The 19,389-nt window shown below is 72.5% G+C and carries 18 protein-coding genes; 16 read left to right on the top strand and 2 right to left on the bottom strand.

The window, feature by feature from the left end:
- The 6 genes from DEI82_RS07170 (at position 1) to DEI82_RS07145 (ending at position 5,552) form a co-directional block, all read left to right on the top strand.
- On the top strand, positions 1-1,503 hold the full coding sequence (locus DEI82_RS07170; RefSeq protein ID WP_111036320.1) for a sugar ABC transporter ATP-binding protein: 1,503 nt from the start codon (positions 1-3) through the stop codon (positions 1,501-1,503).
- A 106-nt stretch (positions 1,504-1,609) separates the two neighbouring features.
- Positions 1,610-2,581, top strand: a complete 972-nt coding sequence (locus DEI82_RS07165; protein WP_111036319.1) for an ABC transporter permease — start codon at positions 1,610-1,612, stop codon at positions 2,579-2,581.
- Between the two features lie 140 nt (positions 2,582-2,721).
- Positions 2,722-3,663 carry a substrate-binding domain-containing protein gene (locus tag DEI82_RS07160; RefSeq protein WP_111011669.1) on the top strand — a complete coding sequence of 314 codons (942 nt, stop codon included), beginning with the start codon at positions 2,722-2,724 and terminating at the stop codon, positions 3,661-3,663.
- The gene (locus tag DEI82_RS07155; protein ID WP_111036318.1) at positions 3,660-4,583 is read left to right on the top strand and encodes a ribokinase; all 924 of its coding nucleotides are present in this window, start codon (positions 3,660-3,662) and stop codon (positions 4,581-4,583) included. The genes DEI82_RS07160 and DEI82_RS07155 overlap by 4 nt, the downstream gene beginning before the upstream one ends.
- The gene (gene rbsD, locus DEI82_RS07150; RefSeq protein ID WP_111036317.1) at positions 4,580-4,963 is read left to right on the top strand and encodes a D-ribose pyranase; all 384 of its coding nucleotides are present in this window, start codon (positions 4,580-4,582) and stop codon (positions 4,961-4,963) included. Before DEI82_RS07155 ends, rbsD begins: the two co-directional genes overlap by 4 nt.
- Positions 4,964-5,078: 115 nt before the next feature.
- Positions 5,079-5,552 carry a GNAT family N-acetyltransferase gene (locus DEI82_RS07145; protein WP_181434723.1) on the top strand — a complete coding sequence of 158 codons (474 nt, stop codon included), beginning with the start codon at positions 5,079-5,081 and terminating at the stop codon, positions 5,550-5,552.
- Between the two features lie 101 nt (positions 5,553-5,653).
- Here DEI82_RS07145 and DEI82_RS07140 read toward each other — a convergent pair whose 3' ends face one another.
- A complete protein-coding gene (locus DEI82_RS07140) occupies positions 5,654-6,427 on the bottom strand; it encodes an IclR family transcriptional regulator (RefSeq protein ID WP_111036316.1) in 774 nt (257 codons plus the stop codon).
- A gap of 178 nt (positions 6,428-6,605) precedes the next feature.
- Between DEI82_RS07140 and DEI82_RS07135 the strand changes: the two genes are divergently transcribed.
- From DEI82_RS07135 to DEI82_RS07095, 10 genes are all read left to right on the top strand, one after another.
- Positions 6,606-8,294 carry a urocanate hydratase gene (locus tag DEI82_RS07135; protein WP_220037246.1) on the top strand — a complete coding sequence of 563 codons (1,689 nt, stop codon included), beginning with the start codon at positions 6,606-6,608 and terminating at the stop codon, positions 8,292-8,294.
- Positions 8,291-9,523, top strand: coding sequence for an allantoate amidohydrolase (locus tag DEI82_RS07130; RefSeq protein WP_111036315.1), 1,233 nt, complete (start codon positions 8,291-8,293; stop codon positions 9,521-9,523). Before DEI82_RS07135 ends, DEI82_RS07130 begins: the two co-directional genes overlap by 4 nt.
- On the top strand, positions 9,520-10,833 hold the full coding sequence (locus DEI82_RS07125; RefSeq protein WP_111036314.1) for a formimidoylglutamate deiminase: 1,314 nt from the start codon (positions 9,520-9,522) through the stop codon (positions 10,831-10,833). The genes DEI82_RS07130 and DEI82_RS07125 overlap by 4 nt, the downstream gene beginning before the upstream one ends.
- Positions 10,830-12,026 carry an imidazolonepropionase gene (hutI, locus tag DEI82_RS07120; protein ID WP_111036313.1) on the top strand — a complete coding sequence of 399 codons (1,197 nt, stop codon included), beginning with the start codon at positions 10,830-10,832 and terminating at the stop codon, positions 12,024-12,026. The genes DEI82_RS07125 and hutI overlap by 4 nt, the downstream gene beginning before the upstream one ends.
- A complete protein-coding gene (locus DEI82_RS07115) occupies positions 12,023-12,682 on the top strand; it encodes a HutD family protein (protein WP_181435136.1) in 660 nt (219 codons plus the stop codon). The genes hutI and DEI82_RS07115 overlap by 4 nt, the downstream gene beginning before the upstream one ends.
- Before the next feature lie 89 nt (positions 12,683-12,771).
- A complete protein-coding gene (locus DEI82_RS16490) occupies positions 12,772-12,906 on the top strand; it encodes a hypothetical protein (RefSeq protein ID WP_258368802.1) in 135 nt (44 codons plus the stop codon).
- A complete protein-coding gene (locus DEI82_RS07110) occupies positions 12,906-13,106 on the top strand; it encodes a hypothetical protein (RefSeq protein WP_111011666.1) in 201 nt (66 codons plus the stop codon). The genes DEI82_RS16490 and DEI82_RS07110 overlap by 1 nt, the downstream gene beginning before the upstream one ends.
- A gap of 45 nt (positions 13,107-13,151) precedes the next feature.
- Positions 13,152-13,736, top strand: a complete 585-nt coding sequence (locus DEI82_RS07105) for a MarR family transcriptional regulator (protein ID WP_111036312.1) — start codon at positions 13,152-13,154, stop codon at positions 13,734-13,736.
- Positions 13,737-13,808: 72 nt separating this feature from the next.
- The gene (locus tag DEI82_RS07100) at positions 13,809-15,332 is read left to right on the top strand and encodes a sugar porter family MFS transporter (RefSeq protein WP_309146641.1); all 1,524 of its coding nucleotides are present in this window, start codon (positions 13,809-13,811) and stop codon (positions 15,330-15,332) included.
- Positions 15,333-15,524: 192 nt separating this feature from the next.
- Positions 15,525-17,891 carry a protease pro-enzyme activation domain-containing protein gene (locus DEI82_RS07095; protein ID WP_111036310.1) on the top strand — a complete coding sequence of 789 codons (2,367 nt, stop codon included), beginning with the start codon at positions 15,525-15,527 and terminating at the stop codon, positions 17,889-17,891.
- A gap of 18 nt (positions 17,892-17,909) precedes the next feature.
- On the opposite strand, the gene DEI82_RS07090 is transcribed toward DEI82_RS07095, so the two are convergent.
- Positions 17,910-19,100, bottom strand: a complete 1,191-nt coding sequence (locus DEI82_RS07090) for an ATP-binding protein (RefSeq protein WP_258371993.1) — start codon at positions 19,098-19,100, stop codon at positions 17,910-17,912.
- Positions 19,101-19,389: the final 289 nt, after the last annotated feature.

The following is a 19,389-nucleotide window of genomic DNA, read 5'->3' as shown; positions in this document are numbered from 1 at the left end:
ATGTCCCCGCAGCCACTCATGACGCTCGATCGCGTCAGCAAGTCGTTCGGACCGGTCCAGGTCATCACCGACGTCACCCTCGAGGTGCACGCCGGGAAGGTGCAGGTGCTGCTCGGCGAGAACGGCGCCGGCAAGTCGACGCTCATCAAGATGATGTCCGGCATCCACCAGCCCGACGGCGGTCGCATCCTCGTCGACGGCCGCGAGGTCACGATCCCGTCCGTGACCGCGGCCGAGGAGCTCGGCATCGCCACGATCCACCAGGAGCTCAACCTGGTCGGGTCGCTCAGCGTCGCGGAGAACGTGATGATGGGCCGGATCCCGACCCGGTTCGGCCTGGTCGACCGGAAGGCACTCCGTCGTCAGGCCGAGGCGGCGCTCGCAACCATCGGTCTCGACGTCGACGTCATGACGCCGGTGTCGAGCCTGGGGATCGCGCGGCAGCAGCTGGTCGAGATCGCGAAGGCGCTCAGCCAGGAGGCCCGGATCCTGATCCTCGACGAACCCACCGCCGCGCTGACCCGCCACGAGACCGAGGCGCTCTTCCGCGTCGTGGCGGACCTCCGCGCCCGCGGCGTCGGCATGCTGTTCATCAGCCACCACCTCGACGAGATCGCCGAGATCGGGGACACGGTCGCCGTGCTCCGGGACGGACACTTCGTCGCCGAGGTGCCGGCCACCACGCCCGAGCAGGAACTCGTCGGGCTCATGGTCGGCCGGAGCATCGAGGAGCAGTACCCCTCGGGTACCGCGGTGATCGACACCGCGTCCGAGGTGCTCCAGGTCGAGCACCTGACCTCGGCCGGTCGCTTCGAGGACGTCAGCTTCTCCGTGCGCGCCGGCGAGATCGTCGGCGTCGCGGGCCTCGTCGGCGCCGGGCGCACCGAGCTCGTCCGTGCCATCGCGGGCGCCGACGGCTACGACTCGGGAACGGTCCGCGTCCGCGGTCAGGTGCTGCCGAAGAAGAGCATCGCGGCAGCGGTCCGCGCGGGCATCGGACACGTCCCCGAGGACCGGAAGGCACAGGGCCTCGTCCTCGGTGCGTCCGTCAACGACAACCTCGGGTACGCGACCCTCGCCTCCACCGCGCGCGGTGGCCTCGTCGACTTCGCCGGGCAGAAGCGCCGGGCCGAGGAGGTCGCGAACCGGCTGCGGATCCGGATGCACGACATCGGCCAGCCGATCGGCTCGCTGTCCGGCGGGAACCAGCAGAAGGCCGTGTTCGGTCGGTGGATCCTCGCCGGGTCGAGCGTGCTGTTGCTCAACGAACCCACCCGCGGCGTCGACGTCGGCGCGAAGGTCGAGATCTACGAGCTCATCAACACGATCACGGCGGCGGGCGGTGCGGTCGTCATGGTGTCGAGCGAGCTGCCCGAGGTGCTCGGCATGAGCGACCGCGTGCTCGTCATGCGGGACGGCCGCATCGCCGGCGAGATCCCCGGGTCCGAAGCGACCGAGGACCGCGTCATGACCCTGGCCGCCCGCGACGTCGAGACCGTCTGAGTCCCGGGGCACCGCCCCCACCCCGCCACGTCACGACCGCCCCGAGCGGACGGTCGTTCCTGCCCCCACGCGTACAGCGCAGTACCCATCAGAAAGCACCCGTCGCATGTCAACGACCACCGTGAAGGCCCCCGCGCGGTCCTTCTCCTTCAAGAAGTTCCTCGCCGACAACGGGGCGCTGGTCGGCCTCGTCGTCCTCTGCATCGCCCTGTTCATCGCGACACCGGACTTCCTCACCGGCCGCAACATCATCAACATCGGCATCCAGGTCTCGACCGTCGCGGTGCTCGCGTTCGGCGTCACGTTCGTCATCGTGGCCGGCGGGATCGACCTCTCGGTCGGCTCGGTGGCCGCACTGTCCGCGATGGTGTCCGGCTGGTTCTTCAGCACCGCGGGCCTCCCGGGCTGGCTCGCCCTGCTCGGCGGCCTCGTCGCCGGCCTGCTCGCCGGGGTCGTGAACGGCCTCGCCGGCGCCTACGGCAAGCTGCCCTCGTTCATCGCCACCCTCGCGATGCTCAGCGTCGCCCGCGGCCTGACCCTCGTGATCTCCGACGGCAACCCCGTGCCGACCTCGCCGCAGGTGTCGTTCCTCGGCGGCGACATCGGGCCCGTCCCCGTGCCGATCATCGTGCTCGTCCTCGCGGCGCTCGTCGCCTCGTTCATCCTCAACCGCACCGTCCTCGGCCGCTCGATGTACGCCGTCGGCGGGAACGCGGAGGCCGCGCGCCTGTCGGGTCTGCCGGTCAAGGGCATCGTCGTCATCGTGTTCGGCCTGTCCGGGCTGTTCGCCGCGCTCGCCGGGCTGCTGCTCGCAGGGCGCCTCGACTCCGCCCAGCCGCAGGCGGCCAGCGGGTACGAGCTCGACGCGATCGCCTCGGTCGTGATCGGCGGCGCCTCGCTCGCGGGCGGTGTCGGTCGGATCTCGGGCACCTTCATCGGCGCGCTCGTGCTCGTCGTGATCCGCAACGGCCTCAACCTGCTCAACGTCAGCTCGTTCTGGCAGCAGGTCGTCATCGGCCTCGTCATCGCGCTCGCCGTCGGTGTCGACGTGCTCCGCCGCAAGACGCGCAGCAGCTGACCGCGAACCGCCCCGGCGGGCGCCGGCGGGCCGGTGGCCGCCAGCCGGTCGGGAGGCGACCCTCCCGGCACACCGACCCCCCACCAGTACGACTCCCTCATCCCCCCACCAGCACCACAGACAGACCAAGGACCCCAACGATGCAGTTCTCCTCCTTCCAGAAGGTCGCCACCGTCGGCACCGTCGCCGCCCTCGTCATGCTCGGCGCCTCGGGCTGCAGCCGCTTCGGCGGCGGCTCCGGCGGCGACCAGAAGGTCGTGCTCGCGCTCTCGACCCTCAACAACCCGTTCTTCGTCGAGGTGCGCGACGGCGCGAAGGCCGAAGCGAAGAAGAAGGGTGTCGACCTCGAGGTCGTGGACGCGCAGAACGACTCCGCGCAGCAGGCCAACCAGCTGCAGACCGCGTCCTCCGGCAGCGCCAAGGCCATCATCGTCAACCCCGTCGACTCCGACGCCGCCGGCCCGTCGGTCAAGGCGCTCAACAAGGCGGACATCCCCGTCGTCGCCGTCGACCGCACGGTCAACGGTGCGGACGTCGACTCGTTCATCGCGAGCGACAACGTCGCCGGCGGCAAGCAGGCGGCGGACGACCTGGCCAAGGCGATCGGCAAGAAGGGCGACATCCTCGTCCTCGAGGGCCAGGCGGGCACGTCGGCCGCCCGTGATCGCGGCAAGGGCTTCACCGAGGGGATCAAGCAGTACCCCGGCATCCACGTCGTCGGCGAGCAGACGGCGAACTTCGACCGCGCCACCGCGCTCGACGTCACCACGAACCTGCTGCAGGCCCACCCCGACATCGTCGGCATCTTCGCGCAGAACGACGAGATGGCCCTCGGGGCGATCAAGGCACTCGGGTCGAAGGCGGGCTCGAGCGTCGAGGTCGCGAGCTTCGACGGCGAGGACGACGGCCTCGCGGCGATCAAGGACGGCACGTTGAGCAGCACCATCGCCCAGCAGCCGGCGAAGCTCGGCTCGCTCGCGATCGACCAGGCGCTCAAGGCGATCGACGGCAAGGCCACGAAGACCGTGTCGGTCCCGGTGCTGTCGGTCACCAAGAGCAACGTCGACACCTTCAGCAAGTGAGCACGGCCGCCGGAACCGTGGTCGTCGTCGGATCGCTCAACGTCGACCAGGTCGTCACCGTCGACCGGCACCCGTCCCCGGGTGAGACGCTGATCGCCACCTCGATGACCCTCCTGCCCGGCGGCAAGGGCGCGAACCAGGCCGTGGCGGCCGCCCGTCGGGGCGCCGCCACGGTCATGGTGGGGCTCGTCGGGGATGACGGATCCGCGGAGGTCGCCACGGTCCTCCTGGCCGAGAGCGGGGTGGACGTCGCGCACGTCGGCGTCGTCGACCAGCCCACCGGGCTCGCGACGGTCACGGTCGACGCGACGGGGGAGAACACCATCGTCGTCGTGCCGGGGGCCAACGCCGCGATGACCGCGGAGGCCGTCGATCGCGTCGCGTCCGTCGTGGCCGAGGCGGCCGTCGTCGTCATGCAGGGTGAGATCCCGGCCGCCGGGATCGCCGCCGCGGCCCGTCACGCCCGTGGTCGCGTCGTGCTCAACCTCGCACCCGTCATCGACATCGACGCCGCGGTCGTCCGTCTCGCCGATCCGCTCGTCGTGAACGAGCACGAGGCGGCCCTCGTCCTCGCGCGACTCGTGCCGGGAGGCGCGGTGCCGGCGGACGAGGAGGCGCTCGCGATCGCGTTGCTCGCGCAGGGCATCCGCACGGTCGTCATCACCCTCGGCGCGCGCGGCGCGGTCGTCGCGGACGCGACCGGCACCACCGCGGTGCCGTCACCCCGGGTCGACGCGGTCGACACGTCCGGCGCGGGCGACGCGTTCGTCGGTGCCCTCAGCGCGAGCCTCGCGGCCGGGGAGTCCCTGCTCGACGGCGTCCGGCACGCGGTGCGGGTCGGTGCGTTCGCCGTGCAGGGGGCCGGGACGCAGCCGTCGTACCCGACGCTCGACGACACCCTGCCGGAGGTGACCGCGTGAAGCGCGCCGGCATCCTCAACGCCGAGCTCAACGCCGGTCTGAGCCACCTGGGACACGGGGACCTCGTCGTCGTCGCTGACTGCGGTCTGCCGATCCCGCCGGGCGTCCCGCTCGTCGACCTGGCCGTCGTCCACGGGGTGCCGCGGTTCGAGGACGTCCTCGACGCGCTCCTCGGCGACGCCGTGTTCCAGGACTGCATCGCGGCGGAGGAGGTCGTGGGCACCGAGGCCGAGGGGTGGATCACTGGACGCTTCGACGGCGTCCGGCACGTGGATCACGAGGCGCTGAAGCGGATGTCCGCGGGCGCCAAGCTGTTCGTCCGCACCGGTGAGGCGACGCCGTTCGCGAACGTCGTGCTCGTGTGCGGCGTGCCGTTCTGACGCGCTCGGGCTGGTGCCGGGCGGACGCGCCGGGCGTGCCGACGCGCCCGGTGGACCCGTCGCCGCTAGCGTGAGCACACTCCCGAACCGTGCGCATGGAACGAGGCGATCCCCGGTGCCCTACCTCAAGCCCGAGCCCTGGTCGTTCACCATCGCGCCCGAGCCGTACGACGCCGAGAGCGCGATCCGCCTCCGTGCCGCTGCCCGGATCGAGCTCAACAGCGTCAACGCCGGACCGGACCTCGGTCCCGAGCTCACGGCCGACGAGGTGCCCGTGCACCTGCTCGCCCGGGACAGCGCGGGCGTCCCGATCGGGTGTGCGGGGCTCACGCCGGTCCAGGACGGGGTCCACGAGGTCCGGAAGCTCTACGTCCGGTCCGACGCGCGGAGTCTCGGCGTGGCCGATGCGCTCCTGGAGCACCTGATCGCTGCCGGCCGCGAACTGGGCGCCCCGGCCCTGGTCATGGAGACGGGATCCCAGGCGACGCAGACCGTCCGGTTCCTCGAACGATCCGGGTTCTCGCGGATCGCGCCGTTCGGCCGCTACGCCGACAACCCGAGCTCGGTCTGCTTCGCGCGGGTGCTCTGACCGCCTGCGCCCCTGGTGACCCGCCATGAGTCGACGGTGTTGGTGTCGGACGACGCGCACCCCGTCGGAAACAGGCGGATCCCGGGGCGGGGGATGGCGGCTCAGCCAGTGGTGGCGGGGCCCGCCACGCGGCGCTGCAGCTCCCGCGCGAACGGCCGGACGCGCTCGGCGAGCTCGGGCCACCGTTCCTCGGCGTAGTCCTCGGTGCGGAACGTGACGGCGATCGACGCGACGGGCCACCCCGTGCTGTCGCGGACGCAGAGTGCGACGGACGCGAGCCCGGCGCTCACGCCCTCGTGCTCCCACGCGAACCCGCGCGCCCGGGTGGCGGCGAGCACGGTGCGGAGACCGCGGGGGTCGCGGGGGTCGTCCCCCTCGGCGAACACGGTCCGATCGGGGAACAGGGCGCGGATCTGGGGGGCGTCGAGCTCGGCGAGCATCGCCCGACCGCTCGCGGTGACGTGGCTCGGCAGTCGGACCCCGACGTCCGAGACCAGGACGGGGCGGTGCGGGGCGCGCTCCTCGAGGACGTAGACGACGTCGCGGCCCTGGAGAACGGCGATGTGCGCGCTCTCGCCGAGTCGGTCGACGAGCGAGCCGAGGACGGGGGCGCCGAGCCGGGCGAGCGGCGCCTGCCGGAGGTACCCGGACCCGAGTTCGAACGCGGCGACGCCGATCCCGTACCGCCGCTCCTCGGGGTAGTGCACGACGAACCCCTCGGCCTCGAGCGCGGCGAGCAGGTGGTACGTCGACGACCGGGGCAGGCGGAGTTCGCGGGCGACGGCCGCAGCGGTCACGGGCCCGCGTTGGGCGCCGAGGTACCGGAGCAGCCGGACCGCGTTCGTGGCGGCGGGGACAGGGCGGGGCTCGGCCACGGTCCTCCCGTCCGTCCTGCGGCCGCCGGGGTGCGTGACGGGCCGGATCGACCGCCACGTGACGGGGCTGTTTCCGCCACGTGACGCGTCTCGTATCCGAGACCCTAGTGCCTCCGGACTCGCTGTGCCGGCGACGGGGGTGCGCTGTCATGGGGACGACGACGATCCGGAGGACCCCTTGACCGACACCACCACGCACTCGGTGCGCGCGCCGCGCGGCCCCGAGATCACCGCCCGCTCGTGGCAGACCGAAGCCCCGATGCGGATGCTCATGAACAACCTCGACCCCGAGGTCGCCGAACGCCCCGAGGACCTCGTGGTCTACGGGGGCACCGGGCGGGCGGCGCGCAGCTGGGCCGCGTACGACGCGATCGTGCGGACGCTGCGTGCGCTCGAGGCGGACGAGACCCTGCTCGTCCAGTCGGGCAAGCCGGTCGGTGTGTTCCGCACGCACGAGTGGGCGCCGCGGGTCCTCATCGCGAACTCGAACCTCGTGGGCGACTGGGCGACCTGGCCCGAGTTCCGGCGCCTCGAGCAGCTCGGGCTGACGATGTACGGGCAGATGACCGCGGGCTCCTGGATCTACATCGGGACGCAGGGCATCCTGCAGGGCACGTACGAGACCTTCGCCGCTGTCGCGGCGGAGCGCGCCGCGCGAGCGGGCGAGGACGAGCGGACCGCGTCGCTCGCGGGCACGCTGACGCTGACCGGTGGTGCCGGTGGCATGGGTGGCGCGCAGCCCCTCGCCGTCACGTTGAACGGCGGCGCCGTGCTCGTGGTCGACGTCGACGCGGCACGGATCGCCCGCCGCGTCGACCACGGCTACCTCGACGAGATGACCGAGGACCTCGACGACGCGCTCGACCGGGTGCTCGCCGCCAAGGCCGACCGTCGGCCGCTGTCCGTCGGACTGGTCGGCAACGCCGCCACCGTGTTCACGGAGATCCTGGAGCGGGACGTCGCCGTCGACGTCGTCACCGACCAGACCAGTGCGCACGACCCGCTGAGCTACCTGCCCGAGGGCTACACCGTCGACGAGTGGCACGAGCGGGCCGCGGCCGACCCCGAGGGCTTCACCGCCGACGCGCGGGCGAGCATGGCGAAGCACGTCGCCGCGATGGTCGGGTTCCTCGACGCGGGTGCCGACGTGTTCGACTACGGCAACTCGATCCGACGCGAGGCCGAACTCGGCGGGTACGACCGGGCGTTCGCGTTCCCCGGGTTCGTGCCGGCGTACATCCGCCCGCAGTTCGAGGAGGGCCGTGGACCGTTCCGCTGGGCGGCGCTGTCCGGCGACCCGGAGGACATCGCCAAGACGGACCGCGCGATCCTCGAGCTGTTCCCCGAGAACGAGCGCCTGCGCCGGTGGATCGAGGCCGCGGGCGAGACGGTGCACTTCGAGGGACTGCCGGCCCGGATCTGCTGGCTCGGTTACAAGGAACGGCACCTCGCCGGCCTCGCGTTCAACGCGATGGTGGCGAGCGGCGAGCTGAGCGCACCCATCGCGATCGGCCGCGACCACCTCGACTCCGGATCGGTCGCGTCGCCCTACCGCGAGACCGAGGCCATGAAGGACGGCTCGGACGCGATCGCCGACTGGCCGCTCCTCAACGCCCTGCTCAACACCGCGTCGGGCGCCACCTGGGTGTCGATCCACCACGGCGGCGGCGTCGGCATCGGCCGGTCGATCCACGCCGGGCAGGTCGTCGTCGCCGACGGCACGGACCTCGCCGCGCAGAAGATCGAGCGGGTGCTGACGAACGACCCCGGCACCGGGGTGATGCGGCACGTCGACGCCGGGTACGAGCACGCGGCGGACGTCGCCCGCGAGCGCGGCCTGCACATCCCGATGATCGAGGAGGCGTGACCACGAGCCGCACGGACGCCGTCACGCTCCTCCGCGAGCTCGAGGACATCGGACGCGACCCCGTCCGCGGTGGCCACAGCCGACACCTCCTCGACGACGCCGACCGCGCGATGCGGGCGTGGTTCGTCGCGACGGCGGAGGGCCTGGGCCTCCGCGTCGAGGTGGACGGGAACGCGAACGTGTGGGCGACCTGGGACGTCGACGGCGTCGCGGACGACCTCCCCGCGGTCGTCACCGGCAGCCACCTCGACTCGGTGCCCGGCGGCGGCGCGTACGACGGTCCGCTCGGCGTCGTGACCGCACTCGCCGCGGTCGCACGGTTGCAGGCGGACGCGCACCGGCCCTCCCGGCCGCTCCGGGTCGTCGTGTTCGCCGAGGAGGAGGGCGCCCGCTTCGGCGTGGCGTGCCTCGGATCCGGCTTGATGACCGGCGCCGTGTCGCCCGAGCGGGCCCGCGCGCTCACCGACGGGGCGGGCGTGCGGCTCGCCGACGCGTTCACGGAGGCCGGGCTCGACCCGGCGCGGATCGGTCCGGACCCCGATCGGCTGGCCGGCATCGCCGCGTTCGTCGAGCTGCACGTCGAGCAGGGACGGCAGCTGGCGCCGCTCGGCGCGTCCGTCGGACTGGCGACGACGATCCTCGCGCACGGACGCTGGTCGATCCGCGTCGACGGTCGCGGCGACCACGCGGGCGCGACCGAGCTCGCCGATCGGCATGACCCGGTGCTCGTCGCCGCCGAGATCGTCTGCAGTGCGCGGGCACGGTCGCTGGCGGCGCCCACGGAGGCGCGGGCCCGGGCGACCGTGGGCCGGATCGGCGTCGTCCCGGGAGGCACGAACGCGATCGCCTCGTCGGTCACCGTCTCGCTCGACGCGCGAGCCGAGCAGGACACGGACGTCCGCGCGCTCGTCGATGCGATCGGCCGGGAGGCCCGGGCAGCGGCCGCCGACGAGGGCTGCGTCGTCGAGGTGGCCGAGGAGTCGTTCAGCCCGCGTGTCGCGTTCGACACCACGCTGACGGACCGCATGGCCATCGTGCTCGGCGAGCCCCCACGGGTTCCAACGGGCGCGGGGCACGACGCCGGTGTGCTCAGCGCCCACGTCCCGACCGGCATGCTGTTCGTCCGCAACCCGGACGGCGTCTCGCACGCACCGGGGGAGTCCGCGTCCGACGACGACGTGCGGGCCGGCGTCGACGCGCTCGTCGCCGTGCTCCGGGAGCTGACGTGAGGGTCCAGCTGGGGCGCCTGGTGCTGCCGGACGTCGTCACCGGGCCGCTGACCGTCGACCTCGACGGCGACGGCGTGGTGACCGCGGTCGAGCCCGGTACGGGACGCGCGGACCTCGCGGTCGACACGGCGGTCCCCGCGTTCGCGAACACACACTCGCACGCGTTCCACCGCCTGCTCCGCGGCCGGACGAACGCGGGCGGCGGGGACTTCTGGACGTGGCGGACCCGCATGTACGCGGTGGTCGCGGCCCTCGACCCGGACACCCTGCACGACGTGGCGCTCGCCGTGTACGGCGAGATGGTCGCCGCCGGGTACGGCGCGGTCGGCGAGTTCCACTACCTGCACCACCGGGACGACGGCACCCCCTACCCCGCGCACGACATGGAGCTGGCGCTCGCGGCCGCCGCGGCGAGCACCGGGATCCGTCTGACCCTCCTCGATACCTGCTACCTGTCCGCCGGGTTCGGAGCCCCGCTCGAGGGCGCGCAACGTCGGTTCGGCGACGGCACGGTCGAGCGCTGGGCGGAGCGGTGGTGGGCGCTGCGGGACGTCCTGGCCCGCGAGCACCCGACCGTGACGCTCGGAGCCGCCCTGCACTCCGTCCGGGCCGTGTCCGAGCACGAGGCCGCACGTGCCGTCGAGCTCCTGCCGCCCACCGTTCCGCTGCACGTGCACCTGTCCGAGCAGCCGGCCGAGAACACCGCGAGCACGGCGGCCACCGGACTGACGCCGACCGCGCTGCTCGACCGGGCCGGCGCCCTGGCCGCGCGGACGACCGTCGTCCACGCGACCCACCTGACCGACGAGGACGTCCGCCTGCTCGGCACCGCGCGGGTCGGGGTGTCGATGTGCCCGACGACCGAGGCCGACCTCGGGGACGGACTCGGCCGCGCCTGGGACCTGGCCGACGCCGGGGCCGTGGTCAGCATCGGCTCGGATCAGAACGTCGTCGTCGACCCGTTCGAGGAGCTCCGCGGTGTCGAACGCGGTGCGCGGCTCGCGGCCGGGCGTCGCGGCGTCTTCACCCCGTCCGAGCTCTGGCGTGCCGGCGGGGTGGACGGGCACCGGGCACTCCGGCCCGCGGGTGCCCCCGTCCCCACCGGCGGGCCGGTCGTCGGCGCCCCCTTCGACGTCGTCGGCATCGATCCGCGGTCCGTCCGCACCGCCGGATCGGCCCCGGAGGAGCTGCTCCACACTGCGACCGCGGCGGACGTCACCGCGGTCGTGCTCGGCGGACGGCTCCGCGACCCGGCCCGAGCGCGCGCCGACACCGTGGCCGTCACCGATCGGTTCCGAGGTGGAGCATGAGCGAACTCGTCACCGGGATCGGCCTGCTCGCGACGCTCGACCCCGGACTCGGCGAGGGGCCGCTCGGCCTCCGCCACGACGCCGCGCTCGTGCTCGACGGCGACCGGGTCGCCTGGGTCGGGGACGCTGCCGCCGCGCCGGCCGCCGACCGCCGCACCGACGTCGCGGGCGCGTGTGTCGTGCCGGGGTTCGTCGACAGCCACGCGCACATGGTGTTCGGGGGTGACCGCACCGACGAGTTCGCCGCCCGGATGGCGGGCCGTCCCTACGCCGCGGGCGGCATCCGCACCACGGTGCGCGCGACCCGGGCGGCGACGGAGGAGGCCCTGGTCGCCCGGACGTCCCGCCTGCTCGACGAGGCCCTGCGCTCGGGCACGACGTCGGTCGAGATCAAGAGCGGCTACGGCCTGACCGTCGAGGACGAGGCGCGGCTGCTCCGGATCGCCGCGCGGTTCACCGACGATACGACGTTCCTCGGCGCGCACGTCGTCCCCGAGGAGTCCGCGGGTGACCGGAGCGCCTACGTCGACCTGGTGGCCGGTGCGATGCTCGAGGCCTGCCGACCCCACGCCCGGTGGATCGACGTCTTCTGCGAGGAGGGCGCGTTCGACGTCGACGAGGCACGACGGATCCTGCTCGCCGGGCAGGCGGCGGGGCTCGGTCTCCGGGTGCACGCGAACCAGCTGACCGCGTCCGGAGCGGCACGCCTCGGGGTGGAGCTCGGGGCCGCGAGCGTCGACCACTGCACGTTCCTCGACGACGACGACGTGGACGCACTCGCCGGGTCGAGCACCGTCGCGACGTTCGTGCCCGGGGCGGAGTTCTCGACACGGCAACCGTTCCCGTCGGTCGCGCGCCTCCGCGACGCGGGTGTCCGGACGGCGATCGCGACGGACTGCAACCCCGGATCGTCCTTCACGACCGCGATGCCCTTCTGCATCGCGCTCGCGGTGACGCAGATGGGCATGACGCCGGACGAGGCCCTCGCGGCCGCGACCACCGGGGGTGCCGCCGCACTCCGACGGGACGACGTCGGCGTCCTGCGCGTGGGCAGTCGCGCGGACCTCGTCGTGCTCGACGCGCCCTCGTACGTCCACCTGGCGTACCGGCCGGGCGTGCAACTCGTCGCGGGGGTCTGGCGTTCCGGCGTCCGGACGGAGCGCTGGGCCGCCGCGGATCCCGCGGTCCGGTGACCGAGCTCGTCCGGTTCGCCGACGTCGAGCCCGGGCCCTGGGCCAACGGCGGCGGCGTGACGTGGGAACTGGCCCGCGGGCCCTCGGCGTCCCCCAGGTGGGACTGGCGGATCAGCATCGCCGCGGTCGAGGCACCCGGTCCGTTCAGCACGTTGCCGGGTGTGGACCGCACGCTCGTGTGCCTGGGGCCGGAGCCGCTCGCGCTCACGGTCGCGGATGCCGTGCAGATCGTCCCACCGTTCGGATCGGTCACGTTCACCGGCGAGGAGGCCGTGGCCGCGACGAGCACGACCGCGACCCGCGACCTCAACGTGATGACCCGGCGGGGGCGCGCGGTGGCGGAGGTCGCCGTGGTCGACGTCGATCCGGGTGTCGAGGCGGAGGTCCTCGCGGACGCGGCCGATCTGACCGTCGTCGTCGCGCTGGACGGCCGGACAGCGATCGCCGAGCCGGCCGCGCTCGGTCCGGACGGGCCTCCGACGCCACTGGCGCCGGGCGATGCTGTCCTCTTCGACCACCTGGACGCGCGCCTCCGCGTCCGGGGATCCGGGCTCGTCTGCCTGGTCCGGATCCAGACGCGCCGCCGACGCGGTTCACGATCTGTCCGTTTTCCGAACGGAACGAACAGGTCGGCTACTGTTTCGTTGCGCGAGTAGTTCACGATGTGGCATTCTTTTGCCGTGCCCGACCCCCGGGCATCATCACCCCGATCGCGCCCGGCGACGCCGCCAGAAACGAGACCATGATGAGCATCGCGCAGCCCCACCCCCGGGTCTCCGGGACCTCCTTCATCGACCCGTCGAGCGCCGCGCTCGACCGGTTCCCGCCGACGCAGCCGATCGACATGCGGCCGCTGCTCGCCGATCGGGGTGTCTGCTGATGCACAGCACGTACCAGGCCTGGTCCGGCGCCGGCACGATGCGCGCGGGCGCGGGTCGACGCTACGGACTGACCGACCCGGCCGTCATCGACGCCTACGTCTCGCGTCGGGTCGAGGACCCGCGCCTGCTGTCCGGGCGGGGATCGGGCGCCGCGAGCGGCCCGAGCTACGCCGACTTCTTCGCGGCACCCACCGCGTAGCATCCACGCCACCGGAACGACCGACCAGAAGGACCACATCCGCCGATGCCGTTGACCGTCGTCCGCCGCGAAGCGCGGCACCTGTACGCACGAGAGCCGCGGAGCGCGGCCGCTCGCCAGGCCGTCGACGCGCTCCTGGGCGTGCAGAGCGCCGAGGAGCAACAGATCGAACGCGCCCGGGTCGCGAGCGGCCTGACGAAGAACGAGTTCCACGCCATCCGCTACCTGCTCCAGGCGCAGCGTGACGAGCGGGCCATGGGCCCCAAGGACCTCGTCGTCATGCTCAACGTGTCGAACGCGTCGGTCACCAAGATCGTCGACGAGCTCGAGCGCAAGGGCGACCTCCGGCGGGTGGCGCACCCGAGCGACCGGCGCGCGCAGGTCCTCGAGCCGAGCGAGCAGGCCGCCCGCAAGATCGACGCCGCGTACGAGCGGTTCCACGAGTCCGTCGTGGACGTCTTCGACCGGCTGTCCGACGAGGACAACGCCGTCGTGACCCGTGTGCTGACGACCCTGACGACCGCCATGGCCGAGCGGGCCGCCGCCGAGACGGCCTCCACACCGGCTGTCCTCGCCGACGGATCCACCGGACAGGAGCAGCTGAGCGACCACGCGGACGCCGCTCGATAGCGTCGATTCCTCCCCCTCCGAGCGACGGCCCGACCGTCGGGTCTCCGACGGGGCGGATCACGAGGAGCGATGGTGGCGACGCGGAGCACGACAGCCGGGGGAGCCGACACGACGGGGCGACCTGCACCGGGCGGACGGGCCCTGCCACCGCTGACCCCGGGTCCGTACTCGCGACGGCTCGGGTTCGTCGCGGTCGTCGCGACCTTCGGCGGTCTGCTCTTCGGGTACGACACCGGCGTCGTCAACGGCGCGCTCGACTCGCTCACCGCGGATCTCGGGCTCACACCCACGACCGAGGGGCTCGTGACGTCGGCGATCCTCGTCGGGGCGGCGCTCGGCGCGTTCACCACGGGTCGCATCTCCGACCACAACGGTCGGAGACCCACCATCCGCACGCTCGCCGTCGTCTTCTTCGTCGCCGCGCTCGCGTGCGTGCTGTCCCCGACGTGGGAGGTCCTCGTCGCGGCGCGGTTCGTCCTCGGCATCGCCGTCGGCGGGGCGTCCGTCACGGTCCCGGTGTTCCTGGCGGAGCTGTCGCCGACCGAGAAGCGCGGCGGTCTCGTGACCCGGAACGAGCTCATGATCGTGACGGGACAGCTGGCCGCATTCGCGATCAACGCCGTGATCGGGTCGATCTGGGGCTCCCACACCGACGTCTGGCGGTACATGCTCGCGGTCGCGCTGATCCCCGCCGTCGCGCTGTTCATCGGCATGCTCCGCGTGCCGGAGAGCCCGCGGTGGTTGCTCGGCAAGGGGCGCGAGGACGACGCGCTCGCCGTGCTCCGCACCATCCGCTCGGACGAGCGCGCGGTGGCCGAGATGGCCGAGCTGCACGACCTCGCCGCGGAGGAAGCGGAGGCCCGCTCCGGCCGGATCCGCGATCTGTTCCGCGAGCCGTGGCTCCGCAGGCTCGTGTACATCGGCGGCGGACTCGGCATCGCCCAGCAGGTCACCGGGATCAACTCGATCATGTACTACGGCACGCAGGTGCTGCAGGAGTCCGGGTTCAGCCAGCAGGGTGCCCTGATCGCAAACGTCGGCTCGGGGGTGATCGCGGTCCTCGCCGTCGTGATCGGCCTCCGCTTCATCAACCGACTGGGCCGGCGCACGTTCCTCATCAGCGGGTTCGCGGGCACGACCCTGTTCCATCTGCTGATCGGTCTGGCGTCGGTGGTCCTGCCGCAGGGCACCCTCCGCGCGGTGGTCGTCCTCGTGTTCATCATCTGTTTCGTCGGCATCATGCAGGGCACCATCGGGCCACTCGTGTGGCTCATGCTCTCCGAGGTGTTCCCGCTGCGCCTCCGTGGGGCCGGCATGGGGCTCACCGCACTCGTGCTCTGGCTCGCGAACTTCGGGGTCAGCCTGACGTTCCCCATCGCCGTCGCGGCCTTCGGGATCTCGACGACGTTCTTCGTGTTCGCCGTGCTCAACGCCGCCGCGCTCGTGTTCGTGCTCACGGTCGTCCCCGAGACCCGGGGGCGATCACTCGAGCAGCTCGAAGCCGACTTCGCCACGGGGGCGATCTCGATCCACGGGTCGACGAACGACGTCACGAACGCCCGGTACCAGCAGGACGGCGGGCCGTCACGCCCCTGATCACGCTCCGGCCCACGCGCCCCTGACCGCCTCCGGACGCCCACCACGCCGACACGACCCCGCCAACTGGGGGTCTGTGAGGTCGCACAGGGGCTGTTGTCGGGCCTCCGCTCGGGCTAGCGTCGTCAGGTCGGCGATCGCAACCCGAATCGGCGCCGGGCACCCCCGACCGCTCAGCCTCCGAGAGTGACCATGCGCACCGTCCGTCTGCCCCTCATCGTCGTCGCCGCCGCCGCCCTCACGGTCACCGGCTCGGCCCTCCCCGCGGTGGCGGACGAGCCGGGAGGCGCGACCACCGCCACGACGTCCGCCGCGTCGACGTCCACCCCCTCCGCCGCGGCGCCCGCGCCGTCGGCGGCCTCGCCCGCGTCCGGGGCCACCGCATCGACCGCGCCGACCGCGTCGCCGAGCCCCTCGGCCACGACGCCCGCCCCCTCCGCGACCGCGACGGCCCCGGCCCCCAGCGGTGCTCCGATCGACATGACGGTCGTGCTGCAGCCGTCCGATCGCGGTGAACTCCGCGACCTGGTCCGCCAGGCGGACACCATGACGAAGGCCCAGCGGAAGGACGCGCTCACCGACGTCGCCCCGACCACGGACACCCGGGACGACGTGGTCGACGCACTCCGTGCGGCGGGCCTCCACGTCACCGCGCAGGACACGTGGGACGTCCAGGTCTCGGGCACGGTCGCCCAGGCGGAGTCCGTGTTCGGCGTCGACCTCGCGGGCAAGGGGGACACCCTGCACCCGACGACGGCGCTGGACCTGCCGTCGGGCCTGTCCGGCGCGGTGACGACCGTGCTCGGCCTCGACCAGCGCCCGGTGTTCGAGCACCACGCACTCCCCGGCGGCAGGACCCCGGCCGACCTGGCCAGCGCCTACGGCGTGACGCGCTCCGGGAGCACCGGTGCCGGGACGACGATCGCCACGGTGCAGTTCTCCGGCTGGTCGAAGAGCGATCTGACCACCTACGCGAACGCCGTGGGCGTCACGTTGCCGTCGATCACGCAGGTCGCGGTCGACGGCGCGTCCACCACCACGTCCGTCGACGGTGGCGGCTCCGAGGTCGCCCTGGACCAGGAGATGCTCTTCGCCACCGCGCCGAAGGCGTCCCAGCGCATCTACGTCGCGCCGAACTCGGCCCAGGGCATCTACGACGCGTACGACCGCGTCGCGACCGACGTCACGAGCAGTGGCATCGTCGCGCTGAGCACCTCGTGGGGGATGTGCGAGTCGTCGCTGTCCTCGTCGTTCGAGAGCGCCGTCCAGGACGCCATCGATCGCGCGGTCGTCGCCGGTGCCACCACCTTCGCGGCCTCGGGTGACGACGGCGCCTACGACTGCGGTGGCGGAACCTCGAGCACGCCCGACGTCGACTTCCCGGCCGTCGTGCCGTCGGTCGTCGGTGTCGGCGGGACCAGCCTCACGGGGAGCGGCACGAGCTGGCGCGAGACCGCCTGGAGCGACCGGGCCGACGCGGTCGGCAGCGGTGGTGGGTCCTCGACCCGGACCGCGCGGCCGACGTACCAGAGCGGTGTGGGCCTCCCGGGCAGCACGCGGCTGGTACCGGACATCAGCGCGGTGGCCGATCCCGACACCGGCCCCGGCGTCTACATCGGCGCGGAGGGCGGATGGGTCCTCGGCGGTGGGACGAGCGCGGCGGCGCCGATCATGGCGGGGCAGCTCGCCGCCACCCTGTCGAGCCTCGGCTGCAGTACCGGCGTCGGCGACGTGCACGCGACGCTCTACGGGAACCGCGGGGACTTCCGCGACGTCACGAGCGGCAACAACCTGCTCTACAGCGCGACCACCGGCTACGACATGGCGACCGGTCTCGGTTCCCCGAACTGGGCGGCCCTGGCGACCGCGCTGCCCGGGACGAGCAGCTGCAGCACCTCGCTGACCGCGCCCGCGACCCTCGCCGTCGGCCACTCGATCACGTCGCCGAACCAGCAGTACACGCTGACGATGCAGGCCGACGGCAACCTCGTGCTGTACGGCAACGGGCGCGCGCTCTGGTCGTCCGGGACGAACGGCCGTGGTGGGACCTCGCTCGCGGTGCAGGCCGACGGCAACGCGGTCATCTACACGGCCGCGCAGAAGGCGGTGTGGCAGTCCCGCACGAGCGGCAAGGGCAGCGGTGCCGTGCTCGCGGTCACGAACACGGGCGACCTCCGCCTGACCAGGGGGAGCACGGTGCTCTGGCACACGGGGTTGTCCGGCCGCGACACCCTCAAGGCGCCCGTGACGCTGACCGGCGGCCAGTTCATCCAGGACGGCTCGGGCACGCGGCAGTTCATCATGCAGGCCGACGGCAACCTCGTCATGTACATCGGCGGCCGAGCGCGCTGGGCGACGAACACGAGCAAGTACCACGGCGCGTACATGAGCCTGCAGGCGGACGGCAACCTGGTGGTCTACGACACCTCGGGCAAGGCGCGGTGGGCGTCGAACACCAGCCGGGCCGGGTCGGGCACGACGCTCGTCGTGCAGGGCAACGGCAACGTCGTGCTCAAGAAGGGCTCGACGGGCATCTGGTCGACGGGCACGAAGGGCTGAGTTGCCAGGAGGGCTGGGTCAGTCGACGCGCGGCCAGTCCGTCGTCAGGTACGCCTCGACGGCACGGTTGCGGAACGAGTAGGACTTGCCCCGGTCGATGATCCCGCGGACCGTGTCCAGTCGCTGCGAGAACGGCCCCACCTTCGTCGCGGAGGTCATGCCCATCTGGGCGGCGATCTTCGTCAGCGTGCGGTCGGCCGGCGGCAGCGCCGCCATCGCCTCGACGAACTCGTGTTCACGAGCCGGCAGCCGGTTCAGGATGCGCTCGACGTGTGCCGAGGCCTCACCCTGAGCTCCGCGCCACCCGGCCACGACCTCCTCCTGGGAGATGGTCGAGGCGCTCCCTGCATTCCAGGCGCGTTGACCGGCGAGCTGGAACAGGAACGGCTCCCCGCAGCAGAGAGCCACGACGGCTCTCGCAGCCCCGGAACTCATCTGGATGGATTCGAGACCGCCGTTCCCGTCGGGGGTGGCCCAACCGTCGAACACGAATGGCTGCAGCGCCTGCAGGAGATCCGCCTCGTCGAGGGCGGCAAGCGTGATGGTGCGGAATCGCCGGGCGAAGGTGGCGCCCTTCCGAGCGCCGGCCATGTCCTCGAAGTCCGGCAGCCCCGTCAGGTACACGGCGAGGGGCAGGTGTCGCTCGACGAGGACACCGCCCGGAGCCGTGACCTCGACCTGGTGCGACAGCGCGTCACCGAGAGCGATGAGCAACTGCGACAGCGCTGCCTCGTCGGTGATGTTCTGCACCTCGTCGATGTGGATCAACACCACGGCGTTCTGCGCGATGGCGGCCTGCCCGAGTTCGACCAGCAGGTCGAACAGTGCGGTGAACGGCTCTGGTCCTGCTTCTCCGCGCACCGCGACGGAGAACCCCGACACCGCGATCTGTTCGACTCGCGCGAGGACGTCCAGGACCCGTTGCCGACTCGTTGCCAGGAGGCCGGCCTTGTCGGCCAGCCGCAGCACTGCGGACGCGACGATCTTCAACGGATCAGCACCGGCAGGTATGCGCAGTTGGGGGGTGACCCAGTCGCCGCCCTCTGCGGCATCGCGTGCGATCCGGCGTACCAGGCTCGACTTGCCGGTACCAGGTTCACCGAGGATGGTTCGGCCTGTCTCGTACAGGCCCGCATGACGACGCGGGCGAACGACGTCCCGCCAATCGGCCAACTGCTCGACACGACCAGCCCATACATCTGGAACCACATCGGAACCCGGTTGGAACGGGTTCGTGAGAGGTGAGCGCACTTGATAAATTTAGCACATCCGGCAGATGACAGTGTTAATTTTAACAAGCAACCTGTTCCTCATGGACCGTCGTCCCGGTCTCGTGATGGACGGCGCGGGTCAGCTCGTGCGACATCCCGCCAGCCGAGCCGACAGGGCCGGCGGCCGCCCCGGCTGCACGTCGGCATGCAACTCCACGAGATGGAGCTGGAGCTGGTGGCATCGGTGCTGCTCACGCATCCAATTCGTGTAGCGGCGGGTAGCGTCC

It is taken from the genome of Curtobacterium sp. MCBD17_019 (assembly GCF_003234555.1).
In the GTDB taxonomy this organism is placed as follows: Bacteria; Actinomycetota; Actinomycetes; order Actinomycetales; family Microbacteriaceae; genus Curtobacterium.
Note: the sequence above shows the minus strand (reverse complement) of the source record. Positions and strands in the feature narration are given on the sequence as shown.

What these genes read in the sequence shown, in the direction of transcription:
- DEI82_RS07110 (WP_111011666.1), top strand. Translation starts at nt 12,906, where the DNA reads ATGCACAGCACGTACCAGGCCTGGTCCGGCGCCGGCACGATGCGCGCG.
- DEI82_RS07165 (WP_111036319.1), top strand. Translation starts at nt 1,610, where the DNA reads ATGTCAACGACCACCGTGAAGGCCCCCGCGCGGTCCTTCTCCTTCAAG.
- DEI82_RS07095 (WP_111036310.1), top strand. Translation starts at nt 15,525, where the DNA reads ATGCGCACCGTCCGTCTGCCCCTCATCGTCGTCGCCGCCGCCGCCCTC.
- DEI82_RS16490 (WP_258368802.1), top strand. Translation starts at nt 12,772, where the DNA reads ATGAGCATCGCGCAGCCCCACCCCCGGGTCTCCGGGACCTCCTTCATC.
- DEI82_RS07170 (WP_111036320.1), top strand. Translation starts at nt 1, where the DNA reads ATGTCCCCGCAGCCACTCATGACGCTCGATCGCGTCAGCAAGTCGTTC.
- DEI82_RS07160 (WP_111011669.1), top strand. Translation starts at nt 2,722, where the DNA reads ATGCAGTTCTCCTCCTTCCAGAAGGTCGCCACCGTCGGCACCGTCGCC.
- hutI (WP_111036313.1), top strand. Translation starts at nt 10,830, where the DNA reads ATGAGCGAACTCGTCACCGGGATCGGCCTGCTCGCGACGCTCGACCCC.
- DEI82_RS07105 (WP_111036312.1), top strand. Translation starts at nt 13,152, where the DNA reads ATGCCGTTGACCGTCGTCCGCCGCGAAGCGCGGCACCTGTACGCACGA.